The organism is Pseudoxanthomonas gei (assembly GCF_010119615.1).
GTDB classification, from domain to species: Bacteria; Pseudomonadota; Gammaproteobacteria; order Xanthomonadales; family Xanthomonadaceae; genus Pseudoxanthomonas_A; species Pseudoxanthomonas_A gei.
Window position 1 is genome coordinate 137,548 of the sequence record NZ_QOVG01000009.1, and the last position, 23,497, is coordinate 161,044.

Annotated in this window: 16 protein-coding genes; 6 read left to right on the forward strand and 10 right to left on the reverse strand. The window is 66.4% G+C overall.

The annotated features are described in order from the left end of the window. Window positions 1–38 precede the first annotated feature (38 nt). The 4 genes from DT603_RS13470 to DT603_RS13485 form a co-directional block, all read right to left on the reverse strand. Window positions 39–2,117 carry an oxidoreductase gene (locus DT603_RS13470; RefSeq protein ID WP_162350492.1) on the reverse strand — a complete coding sequence of 693 codons (2,079 nt, stop codon included), beginning with the start codon at window positions 2,115–2,117 and terminating at the stop codon, window positions 39–41. A 3-nt stretch (window positions 2,118–2,120) separates the two neighbouring features. Then, complete coding sequence (locus DT603_RS13475; protein ID WP_162350493.1) at window positions 2,121–3,434, reverse strand: APC family permease; 1,314 nt, start codon at window positions 3,432–3,434, stop codon at window positions 2,121–2,123. Between the two features lie 170 nt (window positions 3,435–3,604). Beyond that, entirely contained in the window at window positions 3,605–4,897 is a 1,293-nt protein-coding gene (locus DT603_RS13480; protein ID WP_162350494.1) for a Xaa-Pro dipeptidase, read from the reverse strand. Beyond that, entirely contained in the window at window positions 4,894–5,964 is a 1,071-nt protein-coding gene (locus DT603_RS13485; RefSeq protein WP_162350495.1) for an aromatic ring-hydroxylating oxygenase subunit alpha, read from the reverse strand. The genes DT603_RS13480 and DT603_RS13485 overlap by 4 nt, the downstream gene beginning before the upstream one ends. A gap of 52 nt (window positions 5,965–6,016) precedes the next feature. On the opposite strand from DT603_RS13485, the gene DT603_RS13490 reads away from it, so the two are divergent. Continuing rightward, complete coding sequence (locus DT603_RS13490; RefSeq protein ID WP_162350496.1) at window positions 6,017–7,168, forward strand: DmpA family aminopeptidase; 1,152 nt, start codon at window positions 6,017–6,019, stop codon at window positions 7,166–7,168. Between the two features lie 65 nt (window positions 7,169–7,233). Here the strand turns inward: DT603_RS13490 and DT603_RS13495 are convergent, their stop codons facing one another. Genes DT603_RS13495 through DT603_RS13520 form a run of 6 tightly spaced genes read right to left on the reverse strand, consistent with a single transcriptional unit; the run spans window position 7,234 to window position 15,132 of the window. Beyond that, window positions 7,234–9,243 carry a prolyl oligopeptidase family serine peptidase gene (locus tag DT603_RS13495; protein WP_162350497.1) on the reverse strand — a complete coding sequence of 670 codons (2,010 nt, stop codon included), beginning with the start codon at window positions 9,241–9,243 and terminating at the stop codon, window positions 7,234–7,236. Next, the gene (locus tag DT603_RS13500) at window positions 9,240–10,583 is read right to left on the reverse strand and encodes an acetyl ornithine aminotransferase family protein (RefSeq protein WP_162350498.1); all 1,344 of its coding nucleotides are present in this window, start codon (window positions 10,581–10,583) and stop codon (window positions 9,240–9,242) included. The genes DT603_RS13495 and DT603_RS13500 overlap by 4 nt, the downstream gene beginning before the upstream one ends. A 22-nt stretch (window positions 10,584–10,605) precedes the next feature. After that, window positions 10,606–11,391, reverse strand: coding sequence for a CoA-transferase subunit beta (locus tag DT603_RS13505; RefSeq protein WP_162350499.1), 786 nt, complete (start codon window positions 11,389–11,391; stop codon window positions 10,606–10,608). Next, on the reverse strand, window positions 11,388–12,242 hold the full coding sequence (locus DT603_RS13510) for a CoA transferase subunit A (RefSeq protein ID WP_343037762.1): 855 nt from the start codon (window positions 12,240–12,242) through the stop codon (window positions 11,388–11,390). Before DT603_RS13510 ends, DT603_RS13505 begins: the two co-directional genes overlap by 4 nt. Further along, window positions 12,239–13,807, reverse strand: a complete 1,569-nt coding sequence (locus DT603_RS13515) for an aldehyde dehydrogenase family protein (protein ID WP_162350500.1) — start codon at window positions 13,805–13,807, stop codon at window positions 12,239–12,241. The genes DT603_RS13510 and DT603_RS13515 overlap by 4 nt, the downstream gene beginning before the upstream one ends. After that, window positions 13,804–15,132 carry an aminotransferase class III-fold pyridoxal phosphate-dependent enzyme gene (locus DT603_RS13520; RefSeq protein ID WP_162350501.1) on the reverse strand — a complete coding sequence of 443 codons (1,329 nt, stop codon included), beginning with the start codon at window positions 15,130–15,132 and terminating at the stop codon, window positions 13,804–13,806. Before DT603_RS13520 ends, DT603_RS13515 begins: the two co-directional genes overlap by 4 nt. Before the next feature lie 103 nt (window positions 15,133–15,235). On the opposite strand from DT603_RS13520, the gene DT603_RS13525 reads away from it, so the two are divergent. The 5 genes from DT603_RS13525 (at window position 15,236) to DT603_RS13545 (ending at window position 23,434) form a co-directional block, all read left to right on the forward strand. Further along, the gene (locus tag DT603_RS13525) at window positions 15,236–16,066 is read left to right on the forward strand and encodes an IclR family transcriptional regulator domain-containing protein (RefSeq protein ID WP_162350502.1); all 831 of its coding nucleotides are present in this window, start codon (window positions 15,236–15,238) and stop codon (window positions 16,064–16,066) included. Then, complete coding sequence (gene pcaF / locus DT603_RS13530; RefSeq protein ID WP_162350503.1) at window positions 16,063–17,259, forward strand: 3-oxoadipyl-CoA thiolase; 1,197 nt, start codon at window positions 16,063–16,065, stop codon at window positions 17,257–17,259. The genes DT603_RS13525 and pcaF overlap by 4 nt, the downstream gene beginning before the upstream one ends. Before the next feature lie 20 nt (window positions 17,260–17,279). After that, window positions 17,280–18,692 carry a M20/M25/M40 family metallo-hydrolase gene (locus DT603_RS13535; RefSeq protein WP_162350504.1) on the forward strand — a complete coding sequence of 471 codons (1,413 nt, stop codon included), beginning with the start codon at window positions 17,280–17,282 and terminating at the stop codon, window positions 18,690–18,692. A 120-nt stretch (window positions 18,693–18,812) separates the two neighbouring features. Next, a complete protein-coding gene (locus DT603_RS13540; protein ID WP_162350505.1) occupies window positions 18,813–20,861 on the forward strand; it encodes a tetratricopeptide repeat-containing sulfotransferase family protein in 2,049 nt (682 codons plus the stop codon). Window positions 20,862–20,899: 38 nt separating this feature from the next. Continuing rightward, entirely contained in the window at window positions 20,900–23,434 is a 2,535-nt protein-coding gene (locus DT603_RS13545) for a TonB-dependent receptor (protein WP_246191845.1), read from the forward strand. The last annotated feature ends 63 nt before the right edge of the window (window positions 23,435–23,497 follow it).

The window sequence follows — 23,497 nt, forward strand, 5'->3', positions numbered from 1 at the left end:
ACGTGTGGTGCCCATAAGGCGCGTCCCGCTGCATCGGGTCAGCGAAGCGGACCGTCCTCGTTGCCGACGTGGAAGTGCCGCTTGAAGGGCACGCCCGAAGGCACGTCCTGTTCCAGTTCGCGTGCATAGCGATGGCCTTCGTACACCGCATGCACGATCAGGCCCGGGGCCAGGGCGTCGCCAATGCAGCGGACGGAGCGGATTCCGGCCCCGTTCCATTCGGGCTCGCGCAGCAGCAGCCCGGCGTGCAGCTGATCGTCGGGCAGGCGCGAGGTGATGCTCACGACCGCGTCGCACTGCACATCGCTTTGCTTCCCGCTCCATACGTTTTCCAAGACCAAGGTCGTGCCCTGGAAGCGCTCGATGTTGTGCGACACGATCGGCTCGATTCCCAGCTCCGCCATGCGTACCCTGATGTGGCGATAGTCGAGCGTGTGCACGCTCCATGAGGCGACGGTGTCGTCGGCGGTCACGTAGGTCACATCGCAGCCCTGCCTGCGCAGGGCTTCGGCCAGCACGCTGGCCAGGTAGAAGTTGTCGTCGTCGAAGACCACCACGCGGCCCTGCGGCCAGCGGCCGTCCATCAGGTCGTCGGGGGTGAAGACGCGCTGGTTGCTTTCGAAGTCCGCGATACCCAGGCCATTGCTGCGTCCGAAACCATCGCGGCGCCAATGGCAGCCGGTGGACAGCACCACATGCCCGGCGCCGAAATCGAGCACGTCCTGGACGGTCAGTGGCGAGTCCAGGTACACGCCGACGTTATCCATCTTGCCGATCTGGCCTACGCGCCAGTCACGCACGCGTGCCCATTCGGACAACCCGGGCAGGCGGGACTCGCGGGTCACCCGGCCGCCCAGTTCCCTGCGGGCCTCGGCCAGGCTCACGTCGTAACCGCGTTGGCCCAGCGCACGCGTGGCCTCCAGTCCCGCCGGCCCGGCGCCGACCACCAGCACGCGCGAGGCGGAGCTGCGCGGCGCGATGGTCTCTGGATGCCAGTCCTTGCGCCATTCCTCGCCCATGGTCGGGTTCTGGGTGCAGCGGATCGGCGAAATGGTCATGTCGCCGGAGACGCAGATGTTGCAGCCGATGCATTCGCGTATATCGTCGATGCGTCCTTCCTCTATCTTCCTGGGCAGGAACGGATCGGCAATGGAAGGACGTGCGGCGCCGATCATGTCCAGCACGCCACGCCTGAGTTGGGAGACCATGGTGTCGGGCGAAGTGAAGCGGCCGACGCCGACCACGGGCCTGGTCGTGGTCTTCTTGACGAAATCGATGAAGGGTTCCTGCGCGCCTTCCGATGCGAAGCGCGAAGGCATCGAGTCGTTGTACCAGGCCGCCACGTTGACGTCCCACAGATCGGGAAGCTCCGCCAGCATGGCGACGATGTCCCGGGCCTCGTTCAACTCCACGCCCCCGGGGCCCAGCAGTTCCTCGGTAGCGAAGCGCAGGGCCACGGCGCAGGTATCGCCGATGGCATCGCGGGTGTCCTCCAACACCTCCCGCAACAGGCGCACGCGGTTCTCCAGCGAGCCGCCGTATTCGTCGGTGCGCTGGTTGCGACGGCGCTGCAGGAAGTGCATGGCCAGCGACAGGTCGTGGCCGGCGTATACGTAGATGATGTCCATGCCGGCACGCTTGCCACGGATCGCCGCCTCGCGATGCCAGCGCCGGTACTGGCGGATGTCGTGCAGGTTCATCGCGCGCGCCTGCGACGGATAACCGTATTTGGAAGGCTGGTGCGACGGCGCCAGCAGCACTTCGCGTGAATACAGGTTGGACGCGGTCGGGCCGTTGTGCGAAAGCTCCAGCGCGGCCAGCGCGCCATGGGCATGCACCTTGTCGCACATCAAAGCCAGCGCCGGGATGTCGCGGTCGTCCCACAGTCTTGCCTCCACGTAGGGGGTCAGGTCGCTGCTGGGGTGGATCTCGCATTCCTCGGTCGACACCACCGCCCAGCCACCTTCGGCCTTCACTTCGCGCATCGCCGCATGCGCCAGCGGCATGGCGTGACCCATGCCATTGCAATGAGGCACCTGGAAGAAGCGGTTCTTCGCCGTCACCGGTCCCAGTTTGATCGGGGTGAAAAGAAGGTCGTAGCGGGGATCGCGCGGCATGGATCAGGACCGCCGAAGCCGCTTGCGCAGCACCAGCATGAAAACGTAGAGCGGCAGTCCCGCCGCAGCCAATACCAGGGCCATCATGAAAGCCTCGTGCCCCATGCCGAAGAACGCGAAAATCGAGTAGGCCGTTCCCAGCACCGCGATCGACAGCAACCCGCGCACACCCTTGTCATCCAGGCGCTTGCCGCGTCTCCACAGCACAGCCAGTGCCAGCGAGCAGCACAGGTACAAGGGCAGGTTGGCGGCGGTGACCACTTGCGTCAGCAGGGTGAAGCCATTGACCAGCGACTTGCTGTAATTCATCAGGATCATGGCGCTGGCCAGCACGCCGGTGACGACCAGGGCCAAGGCCGGAGCGCCCTTGCGGTTGTTGCGCGACAGGAAGGCGGGCAGCACGCCGTTGTCGGCCATGGTGCGGGTCAGTTCACCCACCAGCAGGGTCCAGCCATTCAAGGCGCCCAGCCCGCTGACCACCACGAACACGGCCAGCCAGCGGCCCGTGCCTTCTCCAACGAAGCGGTCCATCAGCAGCGCAAAAGGCGCCGGCGCGTTGGCCAGCTCCTGCCCGGGCAAGAGCAGCATGGGTACGGTGGACACGACCAGGTAGATGGCGGCGGTGACCAGGGTGCCGACGATGGTGGCGCGTGGAATGGTGCGGCCCGGGTTGTCCACCTTGGAGGCTGGCACCGTTGCCGCTTCGATGCCAAGCATCGCGAACAGGGCGATGGTCGAGGCGGCCATGGAATCCTGCAGGGTGACCGGCCGGGCCGGCAGATGTGCAACGTAGGACTGCGGCGAGTCGACCAGCATCCACGCGCCGAGCACGGCGATGGCCAGCATCGGCAGCAGTTTCAGTGCGGTGGTCACCAGCTGAACGCCGCCGCCAGTACGCACGCCCAACAGGTTGATGGAAACGAAGGTCCATAGCAGCGCCAGGGCGAACACCGAGGGCTGCAGGTGCGCCAGTTCCGGGAACGCGGCGCGGATGTAGGCGACCACGCCGGTGGCCAGGGCGGCATTGGTGATCCATATCGATACCCAGTAGCACCACATGGCGACGTAGGCGGGCAGCTCGCCCAGGGTGCTGCGCACGTAGCCGTAGGGCCCGTCGGCATTGGGCAGCTCCCGCGCCAGCCTGGCGAATACGCGCGCCAGTGCAATACAGCCGAACACGGTGATGCACCAGCCGACGGTGGCATTGAAACCGTAGGGCGCCAGCGACGCGGGCAGCAGGAAGATGCCCATGCCGATGGTATTGCCCACCACCAGCGCGGTGCAGGTCCAGAAGCCGATTTTCCTGGTGTCGTTCATATCAATCCTGCGGATATGTGGGTCATTCGTCATTGCCGCGGTTTTCAACAGCCGAACGGCTGGTCAGGCGGGAACCCAGCGACTTCCGTGGTCGAAGCAAAGCCACTGGGTCTCCGCCTGCGCGGGATGACGTTCCGGGGGGGGGGGGAGCGCTCGAGCGACCGTCGACCTCACTCCAGGCCGATCCATTGTCCCTGCTTCACCACGCCCCTCACCCTGCGCAGGCATTCGATGTCCTGCAGCGGGTCGCACCCCACTGCGACCAGGTCGGCGAACTTGCCCACTGCAATCGAGCCGAGATCCTTTTCCCTGTCGAGCAGCTGCGCTGAAACCAGGGTTGCCGACTGCAGGGCCTGCAACGGCGTCATCCCGTACTTGACCATGTAGGCGAACTGGCGTGCGTTGTCGCCGTGCGGGTAGACGCCGGAGTCGGTGCCGTAGGAGATCTTGACGCCTGCCTGCACGGCCTTGCGGAAGCCCTGGCGCTGGGCGTCGGTGGTCTGCAGGTTCTTGCGCAGGATCTCTTCCGACCATCCGTCCGCACGACCCACCGAATCGATGTAGTCGCCGTTGTAGATGTCGGCATCCAGCCAGGTGCCGTGCTGCTTCATCAGGGCGATGGACTCGTCGTCCATCAGCGAGCCGTGTTCGATCGAGCGTGCCCCGGCGCGCACGGCACGCTTGATGCCTTCGGCGCCATGCGCATGGGCGGCAACGAACGTGCCACGCTTGCCGGCTTCCTCCACCGCGGCACGGATCTGGGCCTCGGTGTACTCGGACTGGCCCGGTTCGGTGCCGGCGGCCAGCACGGCGCCCGTGGCGATGACCTTGATGAAATCCGCGCCGTGGTCAAGCAGGTAGTTCACATGCTCGCGGATTTCCGCCTCGTTATCGGACACACCGAGACGGAACTCAGGCGGGACCACGGTTCCCGCGGGCAGCCCGGTGATTTCGCCACCGCCGCCGCTGATGGTGATGTAGGCGCCCGCGACGAACATGCGCGGTCCCGGCACCAGGCCGGCGTTGATGGCATCGCGCAGGATCACGTCGGACAGGCCCCGGAACACACCCACATCGCGCACGGTAGTGAAGCCGGCCTGCAGGGTCCTGCGCGCGTTGGCCGCGCCGATCAGCGCATCACGCCCCGGATTGCTTTTCAGGGGCGTGGCCGGATCGGCGTAGGGGCCTTCGTCGGCGATGTGCGTGTGCATGTCCATCAGCCCTGGCACCACCACCAGCGTGGACCAGTCGATCACGCGTCCCTGGGCGGCGGCCTGGCTCCACGGCCCGATCGAAACGATCCTGCCGTCCTCCACGCCAATGGCCTGGTCGGCCAGCACCTTGCCGGTCTCGACATCGACCAGCTGGCCGGCATGCACGGTCATGCGTTCAGCAGCGTGGCTCGCGAAAGGGAGCAGCGAGCAGGCGAGGGCGGCGGACAGGCAGGTGCTGCGCAGGTTCATGGCGTGGTTCCGGCAAGGTCGGTGTAGGCGGCACGCAGCAGGTTCTGGAAATGCCAGACACCGCTTTCCCGTTTGGGGCACAGGCGGCCGGCTTCGTAGAAGCCCGAGGCCAGTCCCTTCTGCACCGCTTCGCAGATGGTCACGTCCTCGACCTGCACCTCGTCGCTGAAGGCCTGGTCGGCGGCGATGCGGGCCAGCGCCTGCGCGTCCTGCGCATAGTAGTAGTCGAACTCGACGCGGCAGCGGCCCGGGCCCAGCGGCAGGATGCGGTTGGTCTGCATCCGGCCCGGCATGATGTTGAGCATCACGTTCGGGTACACGTGGTAGTAGAACGCCCGGCCTTCGCCGTAGAACTCGCCGCCGTCGCGCAACGGCGAGGACTGCAGCGAATGCCAGGGAAACAACTCGGTGTCGTAGGCGCGGTAGTCCAGCACCCGCGACAGGCCCGGGTGCACGTGCGGCAGGTGGTAGCCCTCGAGGAAGTTGTCGATATAGACCTTCCAGTTGCAGTCGATGTCGTAGGAATCGCGGCGCAGGTAGCGCATGGCCGACAGGTCGATCGGCGCGATGCGTTCGACGATGCCGCCATAGACCTCTTCGAACGCCGGCACCTGGTCGGTGAGCGCCACGAACACCAGTCCCTGCCATTGGTGCACGTGCAACGGCGGCAGTCGGATGTCCTCGACCCTGAAATCCTGCGCCGCCTGCATCTCCGGGGCGCTGCGCAGCTGGCCTTCCAGGGTGTAGGTCCAGCCGTGGTACTTGCAGTGCAGGGCGCGCGCGCCCTTGCCATTGCAAAGGGCCAGCGGCCCGGCGCGATGCCGGCAGACATTGGGGAAGGCGCGCAGCACGCCGTCCTGGCCGCGGATGACGATGACCGGTACTTCTCCGATTTTCTCGACCACGTGGTCTCCCGGCTCGGCCAGCTGCGCGTGATGCGCCACCAGCTGCCAGCTGCGTGCGAATACCGCACGTTGTTCCATCGCCAGCATGTCCTCGCCGAAGTAGTAGCGCGCCGGCAGGGCGCTCGCCTGTTCGAGCTGCTGGGCCGCATCAACCTGCCGCATCGTGTACTCCCATGGTTGTAATCTTCAGGACCTGCCGACTCGTGGAGCGCGCATGATCCGTTTCCCCGCTGCCATCGCATTGTGCGCCCTCAGTTGCCTGGCGTCCGCCGCCGAACCGCGTGCGCGTGAACTGGGCGTTCCCTTCGAAGGCACGCCTGGCCCGCTGAATGCGATCACCGATGTCGCCGGGATAAGCGTCGGCCAGGTGACGCTTATCGAGGATCTGGACAACGGCAGGAAAGTGCGTACCGGCGTGACCGCGATCCTGCCGCGCGGGCGCGGCACCTTCGACACCCCGGTATTCGGCGCCTGGTTCGCCTTGAACGGCAATGGCGAGATGACCGGCACCGCCTGGATCGACGAATCCGGCCAGCTTGAAGGACCGGTGATGCTGACCAATACGCACAGTGTCGGCGTGGTCCGAGATGCGGTGATCGCCGAACGCGTGCGCGCCGGCGGCGCCGATGCTTCCGGCTACTGGTGGTCGTTGCCGGTAGTGGCCGAAACCTGGGACGGCGAGCTCAACGACATCAATGGCTTCCACGTGCGGCCGGAGCACGTGGCTACGGCGCTGGCCGAAGCCAGGGGCGGGCCGGTGGCCGAGGGCAATGTGGGCGGTGGTACCGGCATGATCTGCCACGAATTCAAGTGCGGTATCGGTACCGCTTCGCGGGTGGTCGACGACGGCAACTACACGGTGGGCGTGCTGGTCCAGGCCAACTACGGCGTGCGCGATTCCCTGCGCATCGCCGGCGTGCCGGTCGGCCAGTACCTGCGCAACTACATGATCTACAGCAAGCCGCCGGCGCGTGCCGGCGATACGGGCTCGATCATCATCGTGGTCGCCACCGACGCGCCGCTGCTGCCGCACCAGCTCCGGCGCATCGCCAAGCGCGCCGGCATGGGCCTGGCGCGGATGGGCAGCTATGCAGGCAACGGCTCCGGCGACCTGTTCCTCGCCTTCTCCACCGCCAATGCAGGCGCATTGAAAGGCGATGCGGTGTCGCAGGCCGGTTTCGTCGGACTGGACCACATCGACGGCTTGTTCGAAGCCACCGTGCAGGCGACCGAGGAAGCCATCGTCAACGCGATGGTCGCCGCGCGCGACATGCAGGGCAATGACGGGAAATATGCCAAGGCCATTTCGCACCCCGGACTGGTGAAGCTGTTGAAGAAGTTCGGGCGCTATTCGCCGAAGCGCTGATGCTTCAGCCCAGGTGAATTCCGTTGGGTCGTCCTTCTGTTGCGGTCTGGAAATATCACCTCCATTCACGGCTTCAAATACTTGTCGTACCACGCCAGGTTGCGCTCCAGCCGGTCGCGCAGATAGCTGGGCACCGTGAGGCCATGGTGCTCGCCGGGATAGACGACCAGCTGGGTCGGCACGTTCAATGAGCGCAGCGCCTGGTACATCTGTTCGGCGCCCAGGCAGGGCACGTTGAAATCCTTCTCGCCACATTGGAACAGGGTTGGGGTCCTGATCCGATCCACATGCAGGAACGGGATGCTGGCGCGATCGTAGAGCTTGCGGTTGCTCCAGGGGGAACCCAGCTCCAGCTCGTACTCCCGGATGTACTGGTCGTGGCCGTACATCGCGTACATGTTGGAGGCGCCCGCGCCGCTGATCGCAGCCTTGAAGCGCGTATCGCGCGCGATCACCGCGTTGGTCAGGATGGCACCGTAGCTCCAGCCGCCAACGCCGAGTCGCGCGGTATCGGCGATGCCCATCGCCACCACGTGATCGATGCCGGCCAGTACGTCTTCCGCGTCCTTGTTGCCCCAGTCGGCGTAGATTTCCCTGGCGAAGTCGAAGCCACGCCCGGAACTGCCGCGCGGATTGATCGCGACGATGGCGTAGCCCCGGGCGGCGTAGGCCTGCCAGTCCGGCATGAATTCGTGGCTGAACTGGTAGACCGGTCCGCCGTGCAGGCGCAGCAGCGTGGGGTAACGTTTGCCGGGCTCATAGCCGACCGGCTTGACCAACAGACCTTCCAGCTGCGTGCCGTCCCTTGTCTTGAAGTGGATCTTCTCCACCCCGGCCAGCTGCTTTCCTTCCAGCCAGTCGTTGTGCCTGCCGAGCGCACGCAAACCCTCCGTATCCACGACGGAGATTTCATAGGGCCGCTGGTCGCTGCCGCCGAGAACGACCACGCGGCCGTCGGCCGACACGTCCAGGTCGTAGTCGAAGCGCTCGCCCCGGGTTATTTCGGTGACCTTGCCGTCGCCCAGCTCGATGCGCGACAGGTGGGTGACCAGGCTTTGTTCGATCAATGCGTAGACACTTTTTCCGTCTGGCGACCAGCGCGGTTTGTAGAAATTGCGGTCGATGTCAGCCGGCACCGTTTCCTTGCCGGAGGCCACATCGACGATGGCCAGTTGCCAGGGCGCGTAGTAGATCCACTTGTCCTGGCCGCTGCGCAGGTAGGCAACGCGGGTGCTGTCCGGGCTCCATGCCGGCCGCGTTTCCCAGTACGGGTCGAGGTCGGCGCCGGGTAAGGTGGTCAGTTGACGTTCGCGTGCGCCGGCCCTGGGCTCGATCAGGTAGAGGTCGAAATTGAGGTGGCGGTCCGGGTCGGTCCCGCGCTTGGTCACATAGGTGATCCACTTTCCATCCGGGGACCACGCGGGCAGGATCTCGTCATGCGCACCTGCAGTGAGTTGCTGGACCTTTCCGCTGGCCACGTCGAGCAGGTAGAGGTGCTTGCGACGTTCGCCCAGGTAGCCGGTGCCGTCTTCCTTGAACTGGTAGCGCGTGGTGACAATTGGCGCGGGATTCTTCGGCTTGGCCGTGCCGGCGGGGAATTGGGCATCCATCGCGATCAGGGCGAGCTGTCTGCCATCCGGGGACCAGACGAAATCCTCGATGCCTGCAGACATCGTGGTGAGACGTTTCGGATTGCCACCGCCCGCGGGCATCACCCACACCTGCGTCTCCGCGTCGTCCTTGTCCTCGCCGGCATACACGCGGTCGGAGAGGAAGGCGATGCGCTTGCCGTCGCCGGACCATTGCGGGCGCCACTCGCTGCTGTCGGGCGTGCGCGTCAGTGGCCTGCGTGCACTGCCGTCGAAGCCCACGCGCCACAGGTCGGACTGCGACTTGTCCTCATCAAGGTTGGCGCTGGTCACGGTGTAGGCCAGCGCGTTGCCGTCCGGCGCGAACCGCGGCTCGCCGAGATCGGCCAGCCGGGCCAGGTCCGCTGGCACGAAGCGGCTTCCGGCTTCCGAAGCGACCGCGGTGCCGCACAGCGCCAACAACAACCCCGCCGTGCAGATCCTCACCGGCCACTCGCCAGCGCAAGTGCCTGATCCAGGCTGGTCTTCAGCAGGTCGATCGCCTCGTCCACCTCGGCGATGCTGACATTCAGCGGCGGCATGAAGCGCACGGTGCTCACGCCGCAGGACAGCAGCAGCAGTCCGTTGTGGAAGGCGCGGGTCACCACGTCATCGCACAGCCTGCCGGCCGGAGTTTTCTCGCCGTCGGTTTCGATGAGTTCCATGCCGATCATAAGGCCCTGCCCGCGCACCTCGCCAATGCACGCGTAGTCCTGCTGCAGCGTCCTCAGCCCTTGCATGAAATGCGCGCCGACCGTAGCCGCATTGTCGACCAGGCCGCCGCCTACCAGGTCCAGGGTGGCATTGGCCGCGGCACAGGACAGCGGATTGCCGCCGTAGGTGTTGCCGTGGGCGCCGCGCTTCCACTGGGACATCAGTGATCGTCTGGCCACCACCGCGCCGATCGGCAGGCCCGAGCCCAGGCCCTTGGCCAGGGTCATGATGTCCGGGACCACGCCGGCGTGTTCGCAGGCGAACATCCTGCCGGTGCGGCCCACCCCGGATTGCACTTCGTCGAAGATCAGCAGGATGCCGTGCTGGTCGCACAGCGCGCGCAACCCGGCCAGGAACCCGGTCGGCGGCACCACGTAGCCTCCTTCACCCTGCAGCGGTTCGACCAGGATCGCGGCCACTTCCGAAGCCGGGACGTTGCGCTCGAACAACATGCGCAGGTAATCAAGCACCGCCTTGCCTTGGTCGTCGCCGGCAAACAGTGGCCGGTAGGGATTCGGATAGGGCGCGTGGGTCACCCCCGGCATGGTCGGGGCGAAGCCGAGCTGCTGGGTGTACTTGCTGGAAGTGAACGACAGCGAGCCCATGGTGCGTCCGTGGAAGCCCCCCAGGAAACCCATGAAGCGCGGACGGCCGGTCACGTAGCGAGCCAGCTTCAGCGCGCCCTCGACCGCTTCGGTGCCGGACTGGCACAGGAAACTCATCGCCGGCTCATTGCCGATGGTCCGCGTCGGTGCCACCGCCGCCAGTCGTTCACCCAGCGCGGTCATCTGCTCGTGCCAGTAGTCGCTGGAGATGTGCAGGAACTCGTCCGCCGCCGCCTTCACTGCGGCCACTACCTGCGGATGCGCATGGCCGGTTGCGCAAACGGCGATGCCGGCGGCGAAGTCGAGGAAACGGTTGCCGTCCACGTCCCAGACCTGGGTGCCGCGGCCATGGGCCATGACGAAGGGATAGTCGCGCGGGTACGAAGGCGAGATCACTTCGGCGTCGCGCGCGATCATCGCGCGTGCCCGGGGGCCGGGGAGTTCGGTCTTGATGTGGGGCGAGGTCATGGCCAGCCTGTGCAGTCTGTTGTCAAAGGGGCAGCGTCATTGGCCGCGCATGGGCCGCGCGGGTGCGCGCCTGCAGGTCGCGCAGGATCTCCAGCTCGCGCGCTTCGGGCGGGTCGATGATGCCCACATGCGCGCCCGGCGACAGCGGCCAGCCCACCGCCGCGCGCGCTTCGTCCACGCCCACGCCCGAGAACAGCGCAGCCAGTTGCAGTTCCTGGGTATGGGGGTGCGGGGCCAGCATCCCGAAATCGGTGATGACGCATTTCGGCCCGCCACCCGGGGCCCCGCTGCGCGCACGCGCCCCCGATCCTTCCAGGAAACCGGCGCTGGTGCGGAAATCAAGGGTGGGAACGAAACTGCGCGGCGTTGCCTTCAGCATCACGAAGGTCTGGCGCGCATGCAGTGCGATTTCCGGCGCCCCTCCGGCCCCGGGCAGGCGCGTATGCGGGCTGTCGTATGGGCCGATCACCGTGCTGTTGAGATTGCCGAAGCGATCGACCTGGGCAGCGCCCAGTAACCCGACATCGACGCGGCCGGCCTGCAGGTAGTGGCTGAAGATCTCCGGCAGCGAGACCACGCAGGCCGCGGTGGCGGCGAGTTCGCCATCGCCGATCGACAGCGGCAGCACGTCCGGGCGCGCCCCGATGGTGCCCGATTCGTAGATCAGCACGATCTCCGGAGCGTGGGTCAGCCGCGCCAGGTTGCAGGCCGCGCTGGGCAGGCCGATGCCGACGAAGCAGACGCAGCCATCCCACAGCAAGCGGGCCGCCGCTATGGTCATCCACTCCTCGCGCGTGCATGCGCTCATGCCGCTTCCACCAGCAGGCTGGACAGGAAGGCGCGATTGTCGCGCTGGCCCAGCACGTGTTCGCCCATCCAGGCCAGGAAGCCTTCGCGGTCGCGCGCGATCGCATCCCAGTGCTGGTAGAAGGCGTTGTCCCGCTCGTAGTGTCCTTGCGCATACGACGGGTAGGCGCCGCCGGGGCAATGGACCACGGCGCTGATGATCCAGTGCGGCAACAGCAGGCCGTTCATGGCCGGGGGCAGGCAGTCGACGATCTCTTCCACCGTCACCACCAGCAATTTGGCTGCCAGTGCGGCTTCGCGCGCGGCACCGATGATGCCGGCCACTGCCACGTTGCCCTGGCGGTCGGCCACCTGGGCGTGCAGGAAGGTGACATCGGGATTGATCGCAGGCACCGCTGCCAGCGACTGGCCGGTGAAGGGGCAGGCGACGGTGCGGATGCGCGGGTTGTGCGCCGGCAGGTCGGTGTCCTGATAGCCGCGCAGCATGCCGAAGGGCAGGCGCGCCGCGCCGGCGCAATAGGCCGCGGCCATGCCGGCGTGGCTGTGTTCGTCGAGCTGCAACGGCTGCGGCCAGCCGTGCTCCACCGCATCGCGCAGGCGGTGCAGCGAGCCGACCCCCGGATTGCCGCCCCATGAGAACGTCAGCCTGCGCGCGCAGCCCATGCCGATCATCTGGTCGTACACCAGGTCGGGCGTCATCCGCACCAGATGCAGGTCGCGGCGACGCTGGCGGATGATTTCGTGGCCGGCGGCGAAGGGAATCAGGTGGGTGAAGCCTTCCAGCGCGACGCAGGCACCGTCGTGCACGTGTTCACCCACGGCATCGGCCAGCGACAGGAAACGCGTGCTCACTCCACCACCGTGCGCGACTGTTCGCGCTGGTACTGGGCCAGGTAATAGAACGAGGCGATGGCCTTGCCGGTCGAGCCCGATCCCTTCCAGCCACCGAACGGCTGATAGCCGGGCCAGGCACCGGTGGTTGCGCCTTGCGGGCGGTTGCCGTAGGTGACGCCGGCCTCGATGTGCTCGAAGAAATAAGCCAGGTCGTCGTCGTTGCCATAGCAGCCGGCGGTCAGGCCCAGCGGCGAATCATTGGCCCGACGCAGGGCTTCGGTGCGATCCCCGACCCGGCACAGCATGACGATGGGCAGGAACATTTCCTCAGCGAACAGCGGATGCTGCGCCGGTGCCTCGGCCACGGTCGGGGCGACGAAATAGCCATGTTCCAGCCCATCGTGCTGCAGTCGCTGCGCACCGCAGAGCACGTGTCCGCCATCGGCGGCCAGCATGTCGCAATAGCGCTCGTAGTTGCGCACCGCATTGGAGGTGGACACCGGTCCCAGCCAGTTGTCGCGCAGGCACGGATCGCCGACCCGCAGTGCCCGGACCTTGGGCAACAGCTTCTCGATCAGCGCGTCCGCGACCGCGTCCTCCACATATACGCGGGAAAGCGCCGAGCACTTCTGGCCGCCCATGCCGAAGGCCGAGCGCACGATGCCAGTGACGGCACGCTCCAGGTCGGCATTGGTGGTGACGATGCAGGCGTTCTTGCCGCCCATTTCAGCGATGCAGGGCCGCGGGTAGGGACCGGTGGCCATGGCCCGGTACAGATGCATGCCCACCTTGAACGAACCGGTGAAGGTGATGCCTGCGGTGCGCGGGTGGTCGGCCAGTGCCTGGCCGATCACATCACCGCTGCCATTGAGGTAATTGAACACGCCCGGTGGAAAACCGGCTTCGCGCAGGCAGTCAGCCAGCAGTCGGCCCGACCACGGGGTGTCGGTGGCGCTCTTGAACACCACCGTGTTTCCCGTGACCAGCGCCGCGGCGACCGGTCCGCCGGCCAGCGCGAAGGGGAAGTTGAACGGCGCGATCACCACCCAGGCGCCATACGGCCGCATGACGCTGCGGTTGTGCGAGCGGAAGTCGGGCAGCGGGTCGTCGGGAAGGGCGTGCTCGAATCCGTGCTGGCGTTCGAAGTCATCGGCGTAGTGGCGGAAGAAGTCGGCCGTCTCCTGCACTTCGCCCAGTGCTTCCATGCGGTTCTTGCCGACTTCCAGGGTCAGCGCGGCGGCGATCAGGTACACACGCTCCTCGATCAGCGCGGCGACCCGCCTCAGCAGTTCCAGCCGGCGCGGCATGGGGGTGGACCGCCATGCCGGGAACGCCGCATGGGCCGCTTCCATCGCACGTTCAGCCAGTGCCGCATCGGCGACCGCGAAACGACCCAGCACCCTGCGCAGGTCGATGGGGCTGCGACGTTCGTCCCAGCCCTCGCCGCTGCAGTCGCTGCCGGCCACGTGCAGCAAATGGTCGGCGCCCAGCTGTCCCATGACCTCGGCCAGCGCCGTGTCGAACCGCGCGTGTACTTCGGCGGGTGGGTCGAACATCGTCGCATAGGTCAGCTTGTAGCTCATGCGGCTGCGGCCTGGGGCAGGGCCAGCTCACCGATCAGGCGGTCGAGCAGGTTGAGCGCGGCGGCCAGTTCCCCGGCATCTATCACCAGTGGCGGCGCCAGCAGAATCAGGTTGCCGCGTGCGGCGAAGGAAACCCCCTCGGCCATCGCCTTGCGCAGCAATTCCCCCAGCTCGCCGGGCAGTTGCGGCCACGGCGCCAGTGGCGTGCGAGCCTCGCGGTCGGACACCAGTTCGACCACGGCAAACAGGCCGTGGCCGCCGCGCACGTCGCCGATCACCGCATGGCGTTCCTGCATGCGCTTGAGCACCGAGAACATCTGCTCGCCCAGCAGCCGCGAGCGTTCGATCAGGTGCTCGCCTTCATAGGCCTGCATGGCCGCGATGCCGGCCGCGCATGACAGCGGATGGCCGCAATAGGTCAGGCCGGTGTTGAGCATCTGCTGCTGCAGGCGTTCGGCGATCGCCGCGCTCATCACCACCGCGCCCAGCGGCAGGTGCGCGCCGGTCAGGCCCTTGGCCAGGGTCATCAGGTCGGGACGCGCGCTGCTGCCGTGGCGTTGCCAGGCAAACCATTCGCCGCAGCGGCCGAAGCCACTCATCACTTCATCGGCAATCAGCGGAATGCCGTGGTCGCGGGTGATCGCGCGCAGGCGCGGCCAGTAGTTGTCCGGGGCGACGATGCCGTTGCTGCCGGCGTTGGGTTCCATCAACACGGCGGCCACCGTCGATGCGCCCTGTTCCAGGATCGCCGCCTCGACGGCGGCAGCGGCGCGTTCGCCGCATTGGGTGTCGCTGGCGCTGCCGAACGGGCAGCGGTAGGCGTAGGGCGGCGGCACGTGCAGCACATCGAAAGCCCGCGAATCGACCTGCGTCTGTGTGCGTGCGTCGCCTGAGAGCGCCATGGCCGCATAGCTGGCCCCGTGATAGGAGCGCTCGCGGGCGATCACCTTGCCGTGTGGCAAGCCACGCGCCTGGCGCGCGAACTTGACCGCATGCTCGTTGGCATCGGCGCCACCCAGGGTGAAGAACACGCGGCCGCCGGCGAAGCCGGATTTCTCCAGCAGCATCCGCGCCAGTTCGGCACGCGGCTGCGCACCCCAGGCCGAGGTGACGAAACAGAGCTTGTCGGCCTGGGCCCGGATTGCCGCCACCACCAGCGGGTGCTGGTGGCCGAGGTTGCTGCATTCGGCCAGGCTGCTCATGTCCAGGTATTCGTTGCCGGCGTCGTCGCGCAGGCGTGCGCCCTGGCCGCCGACGATGGTCGGCGCCTGCCATTCCGACTGCACGCACCAACTGTGCAGCACGCTGTCGCGCTCACTGGTCACAAGCGATTCCTGCCAGAATTTGTGCGGTAATCGAACGGTAATTCGTATTGCGAACCCATTGGAAACCTTCTACGCTCGGGCTGTCAATTCGAATGAATGGCGCATGGCAGCAGAACCGTTCGAGAAGAGTCCCGACTACGTGCAGTCGCTGGCGCGCAGCCTGCAGGTGTTGCGCGCGTTCGGGCACGAGCTGCCCACGCCCAGCCTTTCGGACCTGGCCACGCGCACCAATCTGTCACGTGCGGTGGTACGCCGCATCCTGCTGACCCTGCAGCACCTTGGCTACGTGGATGTGCGCGGACGCAGCTTCCACCTTACCCCGCGCGTGCTTGAACTCGGCTACAGCTACCTGTCTTCGCTGGACGTCAGCGAGCTGGCGCAGCAGACCATGGAAAAGCTGGCCCAGCAGGTCGGCGAATCGTGTTCGATGGCCGTACTGGACGGCAGCGACATCGTCTACGTGCTGCGCGTGCCGGTGCGCCGGGTAATGAGCATCGCCCTGGGCGTGGGCGCGCGGCTGCCCGCGTTCGCCGCCTCGATGGGACGGGTGATGCTGGCCGACCTGGCCGAGCCGGAACTCGACGCCTGGATACATGCCAATCCGCTGCAGGCCGGCAAGTTCCACGCCTACACGCCCAGGACCCTGCGCACCCCGCGTGCGCTCAAGGCAGAGCTTCAGGCGGTGCGCAAGCAGGGCTACGCGATGGTCTCGCAGGAGCTGGAGCTGGGCCTGTGTTCCATCGCGGTGCCGATCCGCGCCGCCAATGGCTGCGTGGTTGCCGGCCTCAATGTGAGCATGCAATACAGCGACAAGGCGGCCGCACGGGCGCTGAAGGAAATACTGCCCGCGTTGCGCGCCGCGCAACCGGACATCGAGCAAGCGATCCGGCAGGGCGGTTGGGCACCGCATGTTTACAGGAGGCAGGGCCTGTGAACCGCGCTTACCTCGTCGACGCGACGCGTACGCCCTTCGGGCGCTACGGCGGCGCGCTGGCGGGGCTGCGCTGCGATGACCTCGCCGCCCTGCCGCTGATCGCATTGCAGGCGCGCCACCCGCTGCTGGACTGGGCGGCGCTGGATGAAGTGGTGCTGGGTTGCGCCAACCAGGCGGGCGAAGACAACCGCAACGTCGCGCGCATGGCGGTGTTGTTGTCTGGCTTGCCGGAGGGCGTGCCTGCGGTGACGGTCAACCGCCTGTGTGGCTCTGGACTGGAAGGGATCGGGCAAGGCGCGCGCGCAATCGCCTGCGGCGAAGCCGACCTGGTCATCGCTGGCGGCGTGGAAAGCATGAGCCGCGCGCCTTACGTCATGGCCAAGGCCGCCGGCGCATTGGCGCGCGACCAGCAACTGGCGGACACCACGCTGGGCTGGCGCTTCATCAATCCACGCATGCGCGACCGCTACGGCGTCGATTCGATGGCCCAGACCGCCGAGCATCTTGCCCGGGAACATCACATAAGCCGAGTCGACCAGGACGCCTACGCGCTCCGCAGCCAGCAGCGTGCGAAGCATGCGCAGCAGCAGGGCTGGTTCGACGAGGAGATAACGCCGGTCGAAACCAGCCAGGGCGCGGCCGCCTTCAACGACGACGAACAACTGCGCCCCGACACCTGCCTGGACAAGCTGGCCGGGCTCGACCCGCTGCTGGGACCGCAAGGCAGCATTACCGCCGGCAATGCCTCCAGCCTCAACGATGGTGCGGGCGCGGTGCTGCTGGCCTCTGAATCCGCGCTGGAACGCCATGGGCTGCAGCCGCTTGCGCGGATCGTCGGCATGGCCTCGGCCGGCATTGCGCCGCGGGTGATGGGCCTGGGCCCGGTGCCGGCCATCCACAAGCTGCTTGCGCGCACCAGGCTGTCCTTGTCCGACTTCGACCGCATCGAAATCAACGAGGCATTCGCCGCGCAGGTGCTGGCCTGCACGCGGGCGCTGGGCCTGGCCGACGATGCCGATCACGTCAATGCCAATGGCGGCGCCATCGCGCTGGGTCATCCGCTGGGCGCCAGTGGCGCGCGGCTGGTCATGACCGCGGCCTACGCGATGCAGCGGGAGCGGCAGAAAAAGGCGCTGGTCAGCCTGTGCGTAGGCGTGGGGCAAGGCCTGGCGCTCGCACTGGAAGCAGCATGAATCCGACTTCCGGAGTACGAATGAAAGTCAGAAATGGTGGGTTGAAATGGACCAGGACGGTGTTGGTGGTGTCGCTGCTGACGGCGCCGCTGGCTGCGATGGCCGCCGAACAGGCGCCGGCCGCGCAGCAGGCACTGGGCCGTGAACTGCTGCAGCAGCTGATCGAAACCGACACCACGCCCGGGCACGGCAGCACCACTGCCGCGGCAGAGCTGCTGTCCAGGCGGTTCCTCGATGCAGGCTTCGACCCGGCCGACGTGCAGGTGCTGGGCGACCACCCGCTCAAGCGCAACCTGGTTGTGCGGCTGCGCGGCAAGGGCCGGCGCCAGCCCATCCTGTTGCTCGCGCATCTGGACGTGGTGGAAGCCCGGCGCGAGGACTGGACTGTCGACCCTTACCGGCTGACCGAGAAAGACGGCTACTTCTACGGCCGCGGCACTTCGGACATCAAGGGCGGTGCGGCCGGGCTGGTCGCCACGCTGCTGCGATTGCGTGCCGAGAAATTCGTGCCGGACGGCGACTACGTGCTGGCCCTGACCGCAGGCGAGGAAGACGGCGCCGACAATGGCGTGCAGTGGCTGCTGGCCCATTGGCCTGAACTGCTCAAGGCGCAGTACGCGCTGAACGTCGATGGCGGCGGCCCGGAAATCCGCAATGGCAGGCCGGCGGTGCTGTCGGTCGAGACCGCCGAGAAGACCTTCATCAGTTTCACCCTGACCGTCCGCAACCCGGGGGGGCACAGCTCCCTGCCCACGCCGGACAACGCGATCTACCGGCTCGCCCACGGCCTGGCGAGGCTGTCTGCGCATTCGTTTCCCCTGCGGACCAATTCGGCCACCCGTGGCTACTACGACGGACTGGCGAAGCTGTATTCGGGCGCGCTCGCCGATGACATGCGCGCTGCCGCGGGCGAGGCACCGGACCCGGCCGCCCTCGGACGCCTGGCGGCGACTTCCACTTACAACAATGCGCAACTTCGCACCACCTGCGTGCCCACGTTGCTGCAGGGCGGACAGGCGGAGAATGCACTGCCGCAGATGGCCCAGGCCACGGTGAACTGCCGGGTGCTGCCGGAAGAGAGCATGGCAAGCGTGGAAGCCGCACTCAGGCAGGCGCTGGCCGATCCGCAGATCGAACTGGCCCGCGTCAATGAGCCATTCTCCGGTCCCCCTTCGCCAGTCAATGCCGAACTGTTTGCCAGGATTGGCGATTCAGCTGCCGCGCTGTGGGGCCGGATCCCGGTTTCCCCCTACATGTCCGCTGGCGCCACCGACAGCGTATTCCTGCGCGCGGCGGGCCTGCCGGTCTATGTGTTCAACGGCATGCCCTACGACGTCGACGACGACCGCGCCCATGGCCAGGACGAACGCATCGGCGTGGCCTCCTACTACCAATCGCTTCAATTCAACTATAGATTGCTGAAAGCGCTATGACGGGGTGGCTGCCGTGTACGGGGGGTTTCGAATGAAGCGCGAGTCCGCGGTTGCGATCGTCCAGACGGCTTTCCGGGCGGACTGGTCGTGGCTGGGGCATTCGCAGGATTGTCCGGAGCAATGTCTCCGGTGAACGCTGCCACGGTGCCCACTGCCAGCCTCGACACCGCGCTCGCCCATGCCAGCCGGTTGCTGGCGACGGATCCGGCACTGGCAGGCGAACAGGCTGCGGAAATCATCAAGGCGGTCGGCCCGCATCCGATGGCGCTGCTGATCCTGGGCGCTTCGCATCGTGCGCGCGGCGACCTGGAAGGTGCACTGGCGATCCTGCAGCCGCTGGCTGACGCCCAGACGAACTCCGCGCTGACCCATCTCGAACTTGGCATCGCCCTGGGCAAGGCGGGGCAGGGCGACCGTGCCCTGGCGGCGCTGCGGCGCGCGGTGGCGCTGAAGCCGGACCTGCCCCAGGCCTGGCGGTCCCTGGGCGACCACCTGATGGCGCTGGACGATCCCGAGGGCGCCGATGCGGCCTACGCCAACCACCTGCGTTACTCCACCCGCGACCCCAACCTGCTGGCGGCGGCGAACGCCCTGCACGAACAACGCATTGCCGAAGCCGAGGCCTTGCTGCGCGAACACCTGACGCGTGCACCCACCGACGTCGCGGCGATCCGCATGCTGGCCGAGGTGGCGATGCGCCTGGGTCGCAACGAGGACGCCGAGAACCTGCTGGCCCGCAGCCTGCAACTGGCGCCCGGTTTCCATGCGGCACGCCAGAACTACGCGCTGGTGTTGCACCGGTCGAACAAGCCCGCCGAGGCGCTGCAGCAGATCGACCAGCTGCTGCTGCACGAGGCGGACAATCCGGGCTACCTCAACCTCAAGGCCGTGGTGCTGTGCCGGGTCGGTGACTACGAGCCGGCCATCGCGCTGTATTCGCGAATCCTGCAGGTCTATCCGCAGCACCCGCGCATCTGGATGAGTTACGGCCATGCCCTGAAGACGGCCGGCCACCAGGACCGCGCGATCGCCGCCTACCGTCGCAGCCTGCAACTCGAACCGGGCGCGGGTGAAGTGTGGTGGAGCCTGGCCAACCTCAAGACCTTCCGTTTTTCCGCCGCCGACCTGGCGGTCATGCAACGCGAACTGGAGCGGCCGGGCATCGCCTCGGAGAACCGCCAGCACCTGGAGTTCGCCATCGGCAAGGCGCTGGAAGACGAGGGTCGCTACGAGGACTCGTTTCGCCATTACCGGAGCGGCAACGACCTGCGGCGCGCGACGCTGTCCTACAGCGCCAATGACACCTCCGCACGGGTGGCCCGCATCAAGCGCAGCTACACGCGTGAATTCTTCGCAAGTCGCAGCGGTTCCGGCGCCCAGGCGGGCGACCCCGTTTTCATCGTCGGCCTGCCGCGCGCCGGCTCGACCCTGCTGGAACAGATCCTGTCCAGCCACTCCGCCGTCGAAGGCACGATGGAGCTGCCGGAAATCACTTCCATCACCCGCGAGCTGCGCGGGCGCGGCGAGGCAGGCAATGCCATGCCGTACCACGACGTGCTGGAGTCCATGGGCGCCGATGCACTGCGCGCACTCGGCGAACGCTATCTCCAGCACACCCGCATCCAGCGCAAGACCGATGCGCCGTTCTTCATCGACAAGATGCCGAACAACTTCCTGCATATCGGGCTGATCCAGCTGATGCTGCCCAACGCCAGGATCATCGATGCACGCCGGCACCCGCTGGCCTGCTGTTTCTCCGGCTACAAACAGCACTTCGCGCGCGGCCAGAGCTTCACTTACGGACTGGACGACATCGGACGCTACTACGCCGACTACGTGGAATTGATGGCGCACTTCGACGAGGTGCTGCCGGGCCGCGTCCACCGGGTTATCTACGAGCAGATGGTCGACGACACCGAAACCCAGGTCCGGCTGCTGCTGGACCACTGCGGGCTGCCGTTCGAGGAAAGCTGCCTGCGCTTCTTCGAGAACACGCGCGCCGTGCGCACCGCCAGCTCCGAGCAGGTGCGCAGGCCCATCTACCGCGAGGGCGTGGACCACTGGCGCAATTTCGATCCGTGGCTGGACCCGCTGAAAGAAGCGCTGGGACCGGTTCTGGACACCTATCCGGCGGTGCCGGAGTTTCCGTTGGCAAAGGCAGCTTCCTGACAGGCAACACTCATCACTGGAGAGTAGAGATGGCGCTGATGAACATGCAATACAAGAAACGAAGCGGCCGACACGATGCATCGACGTTCAAGCGGCTGCCCCTGACTGCCGCCATCTACCTGGCGGTTGCTTCCACCGCGTTCGCGCAGGACGCCGTGCCGGCGGCGGAGCCGGTACCGCCGGCAAACCGCGCCGCCACCCTGGACACCATCACCGTTACCGCGCAGAAGCGCAGCGAGAACCTCCAGCAGGTGCCGATCAGCATCCAGGTGCTTGGCACCGAGAAGCTGGAGCAGCTCAATGTCAGCGATTTCGAGGATTACGTGAAGTTCCTGCCGAGCGTCTCCTACCAGACCTTCGGCCCCGGCTTCTCCCAGATCTACATGCGCGGCGTATCCAGCGGCGGCGACGGCAACCACTCCGGCCCGTTGCCCAGTGTCGGCATGTACCTGGACGAGCAGCCTGTCACCACCATCCAGGGCCCATTGGACATCCACGTCTACGATGTCGCGCGCGTGGAGGTGCTGGCCGGACCGCAAGGCACGCTGTACGGCGCCAGCTCGCAGGCTGGCACGATCCGCGTCATCACCAACAAGCCCGATCCCAGCGGATTCGAGGCTGGCTACAGCCTGGAAGCGAACAGCGTCAGCCATGGCGGCCTCGGCCATGTAGCCGAGGGTTTCGTCAACATTCCGCTTGGCGAAAAAGCCGCTATCCGCCTGGTCGGCTGGAACCAGCATGACGCCGGCTACATCGACAACCGGCCCGGGGACCGCCAGTTTCCGATTCGGGTGGAAGACCCCGGCGACCCGGATGCAGTCCCGCCGATTCCCGCGGTCCCGCCCAGCTGGGGCGGGGTAGTCAGCAACAGGAACTGCACTTCGACCGCCCTGCTGCTCTGCACGGGGCGCGCGGAAGACAATTACAACGACGTGGACACCACCGGCGCGCGCCTGGCGCTGAAGGTCAACCTCAATGACAACTGGACCATCAGCCCGACCGTGATGGGGCAGACCGCGACCGCCAACGGCACCTTCGCCTTCGACGAAAACATCGGCGATCTGGCGTTGTCCCATGCCTATCGCGAGCGCAGCGAAGACAAGTGGGTGCAGGCCGCGCTGACCGTGGAGGGCAAGATCGGCAACTTCGACGTCACTTATGCCTTTGCCCACCTCAAGCGCGACGACGAGGTCGATTCCGATTACAGCGATTATTCGTTCTGGTACGACACGCTGTACGCCTACGGCGGCTCCATCTACAACGACAACGGCGACCTGATCAATCCGTCGCAATACATCCAGGGCAAGGATGGCTACAAGAAGACCAGCCACGAATTGCGCATTTCCTCTCCCCAGGACAACCGTTTCCGCTTCATCGGCGGACTGTTCTGGCAAACCCAGCGCCACGACATCCAGCAGGATTACATCATCGACGGCCTGGCCACGGATTCTTCGGTGCCTGGCTGGCCGGGGACGTTGTGGTTGACCAAGCAGATCCGGGAGGACCACGACGAGGCGGTGTTCGGCGAATTCTCCTTCGACTTCACCGACCAGCTGATCGCCACCGCCGGTTTCCGCTCGTTCCGGGTCGACAACACGCTGAAGGGTTTCCACGGTTTCGCCAGCTACATCGTCGACGACCCGGACAATCCGACCGATGCCTTCTGCGCCGACCCGTCCACGCCCTTCATGAACGCGCCGTGCGTCAACATCGACAAAAGCGTGAAGGAGCACGACACCATCGGCAAATTCAACGTCACCTACAAGCTCAGTGACACCAAGCTGCTCTACGCCACCTGGTCCGAGGGCTACCGTCCGGGCGGCAACAACCGCCGTGGCAGCCTGCCCCCGTATGTGTCCGACTACCTGACCAACTACGAGCTGGGCTGGAAGACGACATGGCTGGATAACAGCCTGTCCTTCAACGGTTCGTTGTTCCGCCAGAACTGGGAGGATTTCCAGTTCGCGATCCTCGGCGCCAATGGCCTGACCGAAATCAAGAACGCCAACCAGGCCCAGATCGACGGCCTGGAGATGGAGTTGAACTGGGCGGCCACCTACAACCTCAACATCTCCGGGGGCGCGGCGTTCTACGACGCCAAGCTGACCGAGAACTTCTGCGGTTTCACCGATGACGCAGGCAACCCGGTCACCGATTGCCCCGACCCCGAAGCACCGGATGGCACACGACTGCCCGTCACGCCGAAGTTCAAGGGCAATCTGACCGCGCGCTACACCTTCAATCTTGGCGGCTTCGAGGCCTATGTGCAGGGTGCGGCGGTACATGTCGGACAACGCACATCCGACCTGCGCATTGCCGAGCGCGAGATCCTGGGTGACATGCCGTCCTACACCACGGCCGATTTCTCCGCCGGCATCGCCAAGGACAACTGGTCGCTGGATCTGTTCGTCAGCAATGCCTTCGACGAGCGACCGGTGATCTCGCGGTTCGCGCAGTGCGCCGAATCGGTCTGCGGAGCGCCAGGCGTGGTGCCGGAATATCCCAATGGGCAGATCTACACGGTTACCAGCCCGCCCCGGACCATCGGCCTTCGCTTCTCGCAGAAGTTCTGACCTGCCTGCCAGGCATGGAAAAAAAGCCCCGGCCAGCCGGGGTTTTTTTTGAATGCGCCATTG

Excerpts from the sequence above, each read along its gene's own strand:
- DT603_RS13505 (WP_162350499.1), bottom strand. The coding sequence starts at position 11,391 with ATGAGCGCATGCACGCGCGAGGAGTGGATGACCATAGCGGCGGCCCGC.
- DT603_RS13485 (WP_162350495.1), bottom strand. The coding sequence starts at position 5,964 with ATGCGGCAGGTTGATGCGGCCCAGCAGCTCGAACAGGCGAGCGCCCTG.
- DT603_RS13525 (WP_162350502.1), top strand. The coding sequence starts at position 15,236 with ATGGCAGCAGAACCGTTCGAGAAGAGTCCCGACTACGTGCAGTCGCTG.
- DT603_RS13480 (WP_162350494.1), bottom strand. The coding sequence starts at position 4,897 with ATGAACCTGCGCAGCACCTGCCTGTCCGCCGCCCTCGCCTGCTCGCTG.
- DT603_RS13490 (WP_162350496.1), top strand. The coding sequence starts at position 6,017 with ATGATCCGTTTCCCCGCTGCCATCGCATTGTGCGCCCTCAGTTGCCTG.
- DT603_RS13500 (WP_162350498.1), bottom strand. The coding sequence starts at position 10,583 with ATGACCTCGCCCCACATCAAGACCGAACTCCCCGGCCCCCGGGCACGC.
- DT603_RS13470 (WP_162350492.1), bottom strand. The coding sequence starts at position 2,117 with ATGCCGCGCGATCCCCGCTACGACCTTCTTTTCACCCCGATCAAACTG.
- DT603_RS13545 (WP_246191845.1), top strand. The coding sequence starts at position 20,900 with ATGAACATGCAATACAAGAAACGAAGCGGCCGACACGATGCATCGACG.
- DT603_RS13540 (WP_162350505.1), top strand. The coding sequence starts at position 18,813 with ATGTCTCCGGTGAACGCTGCCACGGTGCCCACTGCCAGCCTCGACACC.
- DT603_RS13535 (WP_162350504.1), top strand. The coding sequence starts at position 17,280 with ATGAAAGTCAGAAATGGTGGGTTGAAATGGACCAGGACGGTGTTGGTG.
- DT603_RS13475 (WP_162350493.1), bottom strand. The coding sequence starts at position 3,434 with ATGAACGACACCAGGAAAATCGGCTTCTGGACCTGCACCGCGCTGGTG.
- DT603_RS13515 (WP_162350500.1), bottom strand. The coding sequence starts at position 13,807 with ATGAGCTACAAGCTGACCTATGCGACGATGTTCGACCCACCCGCCGAA.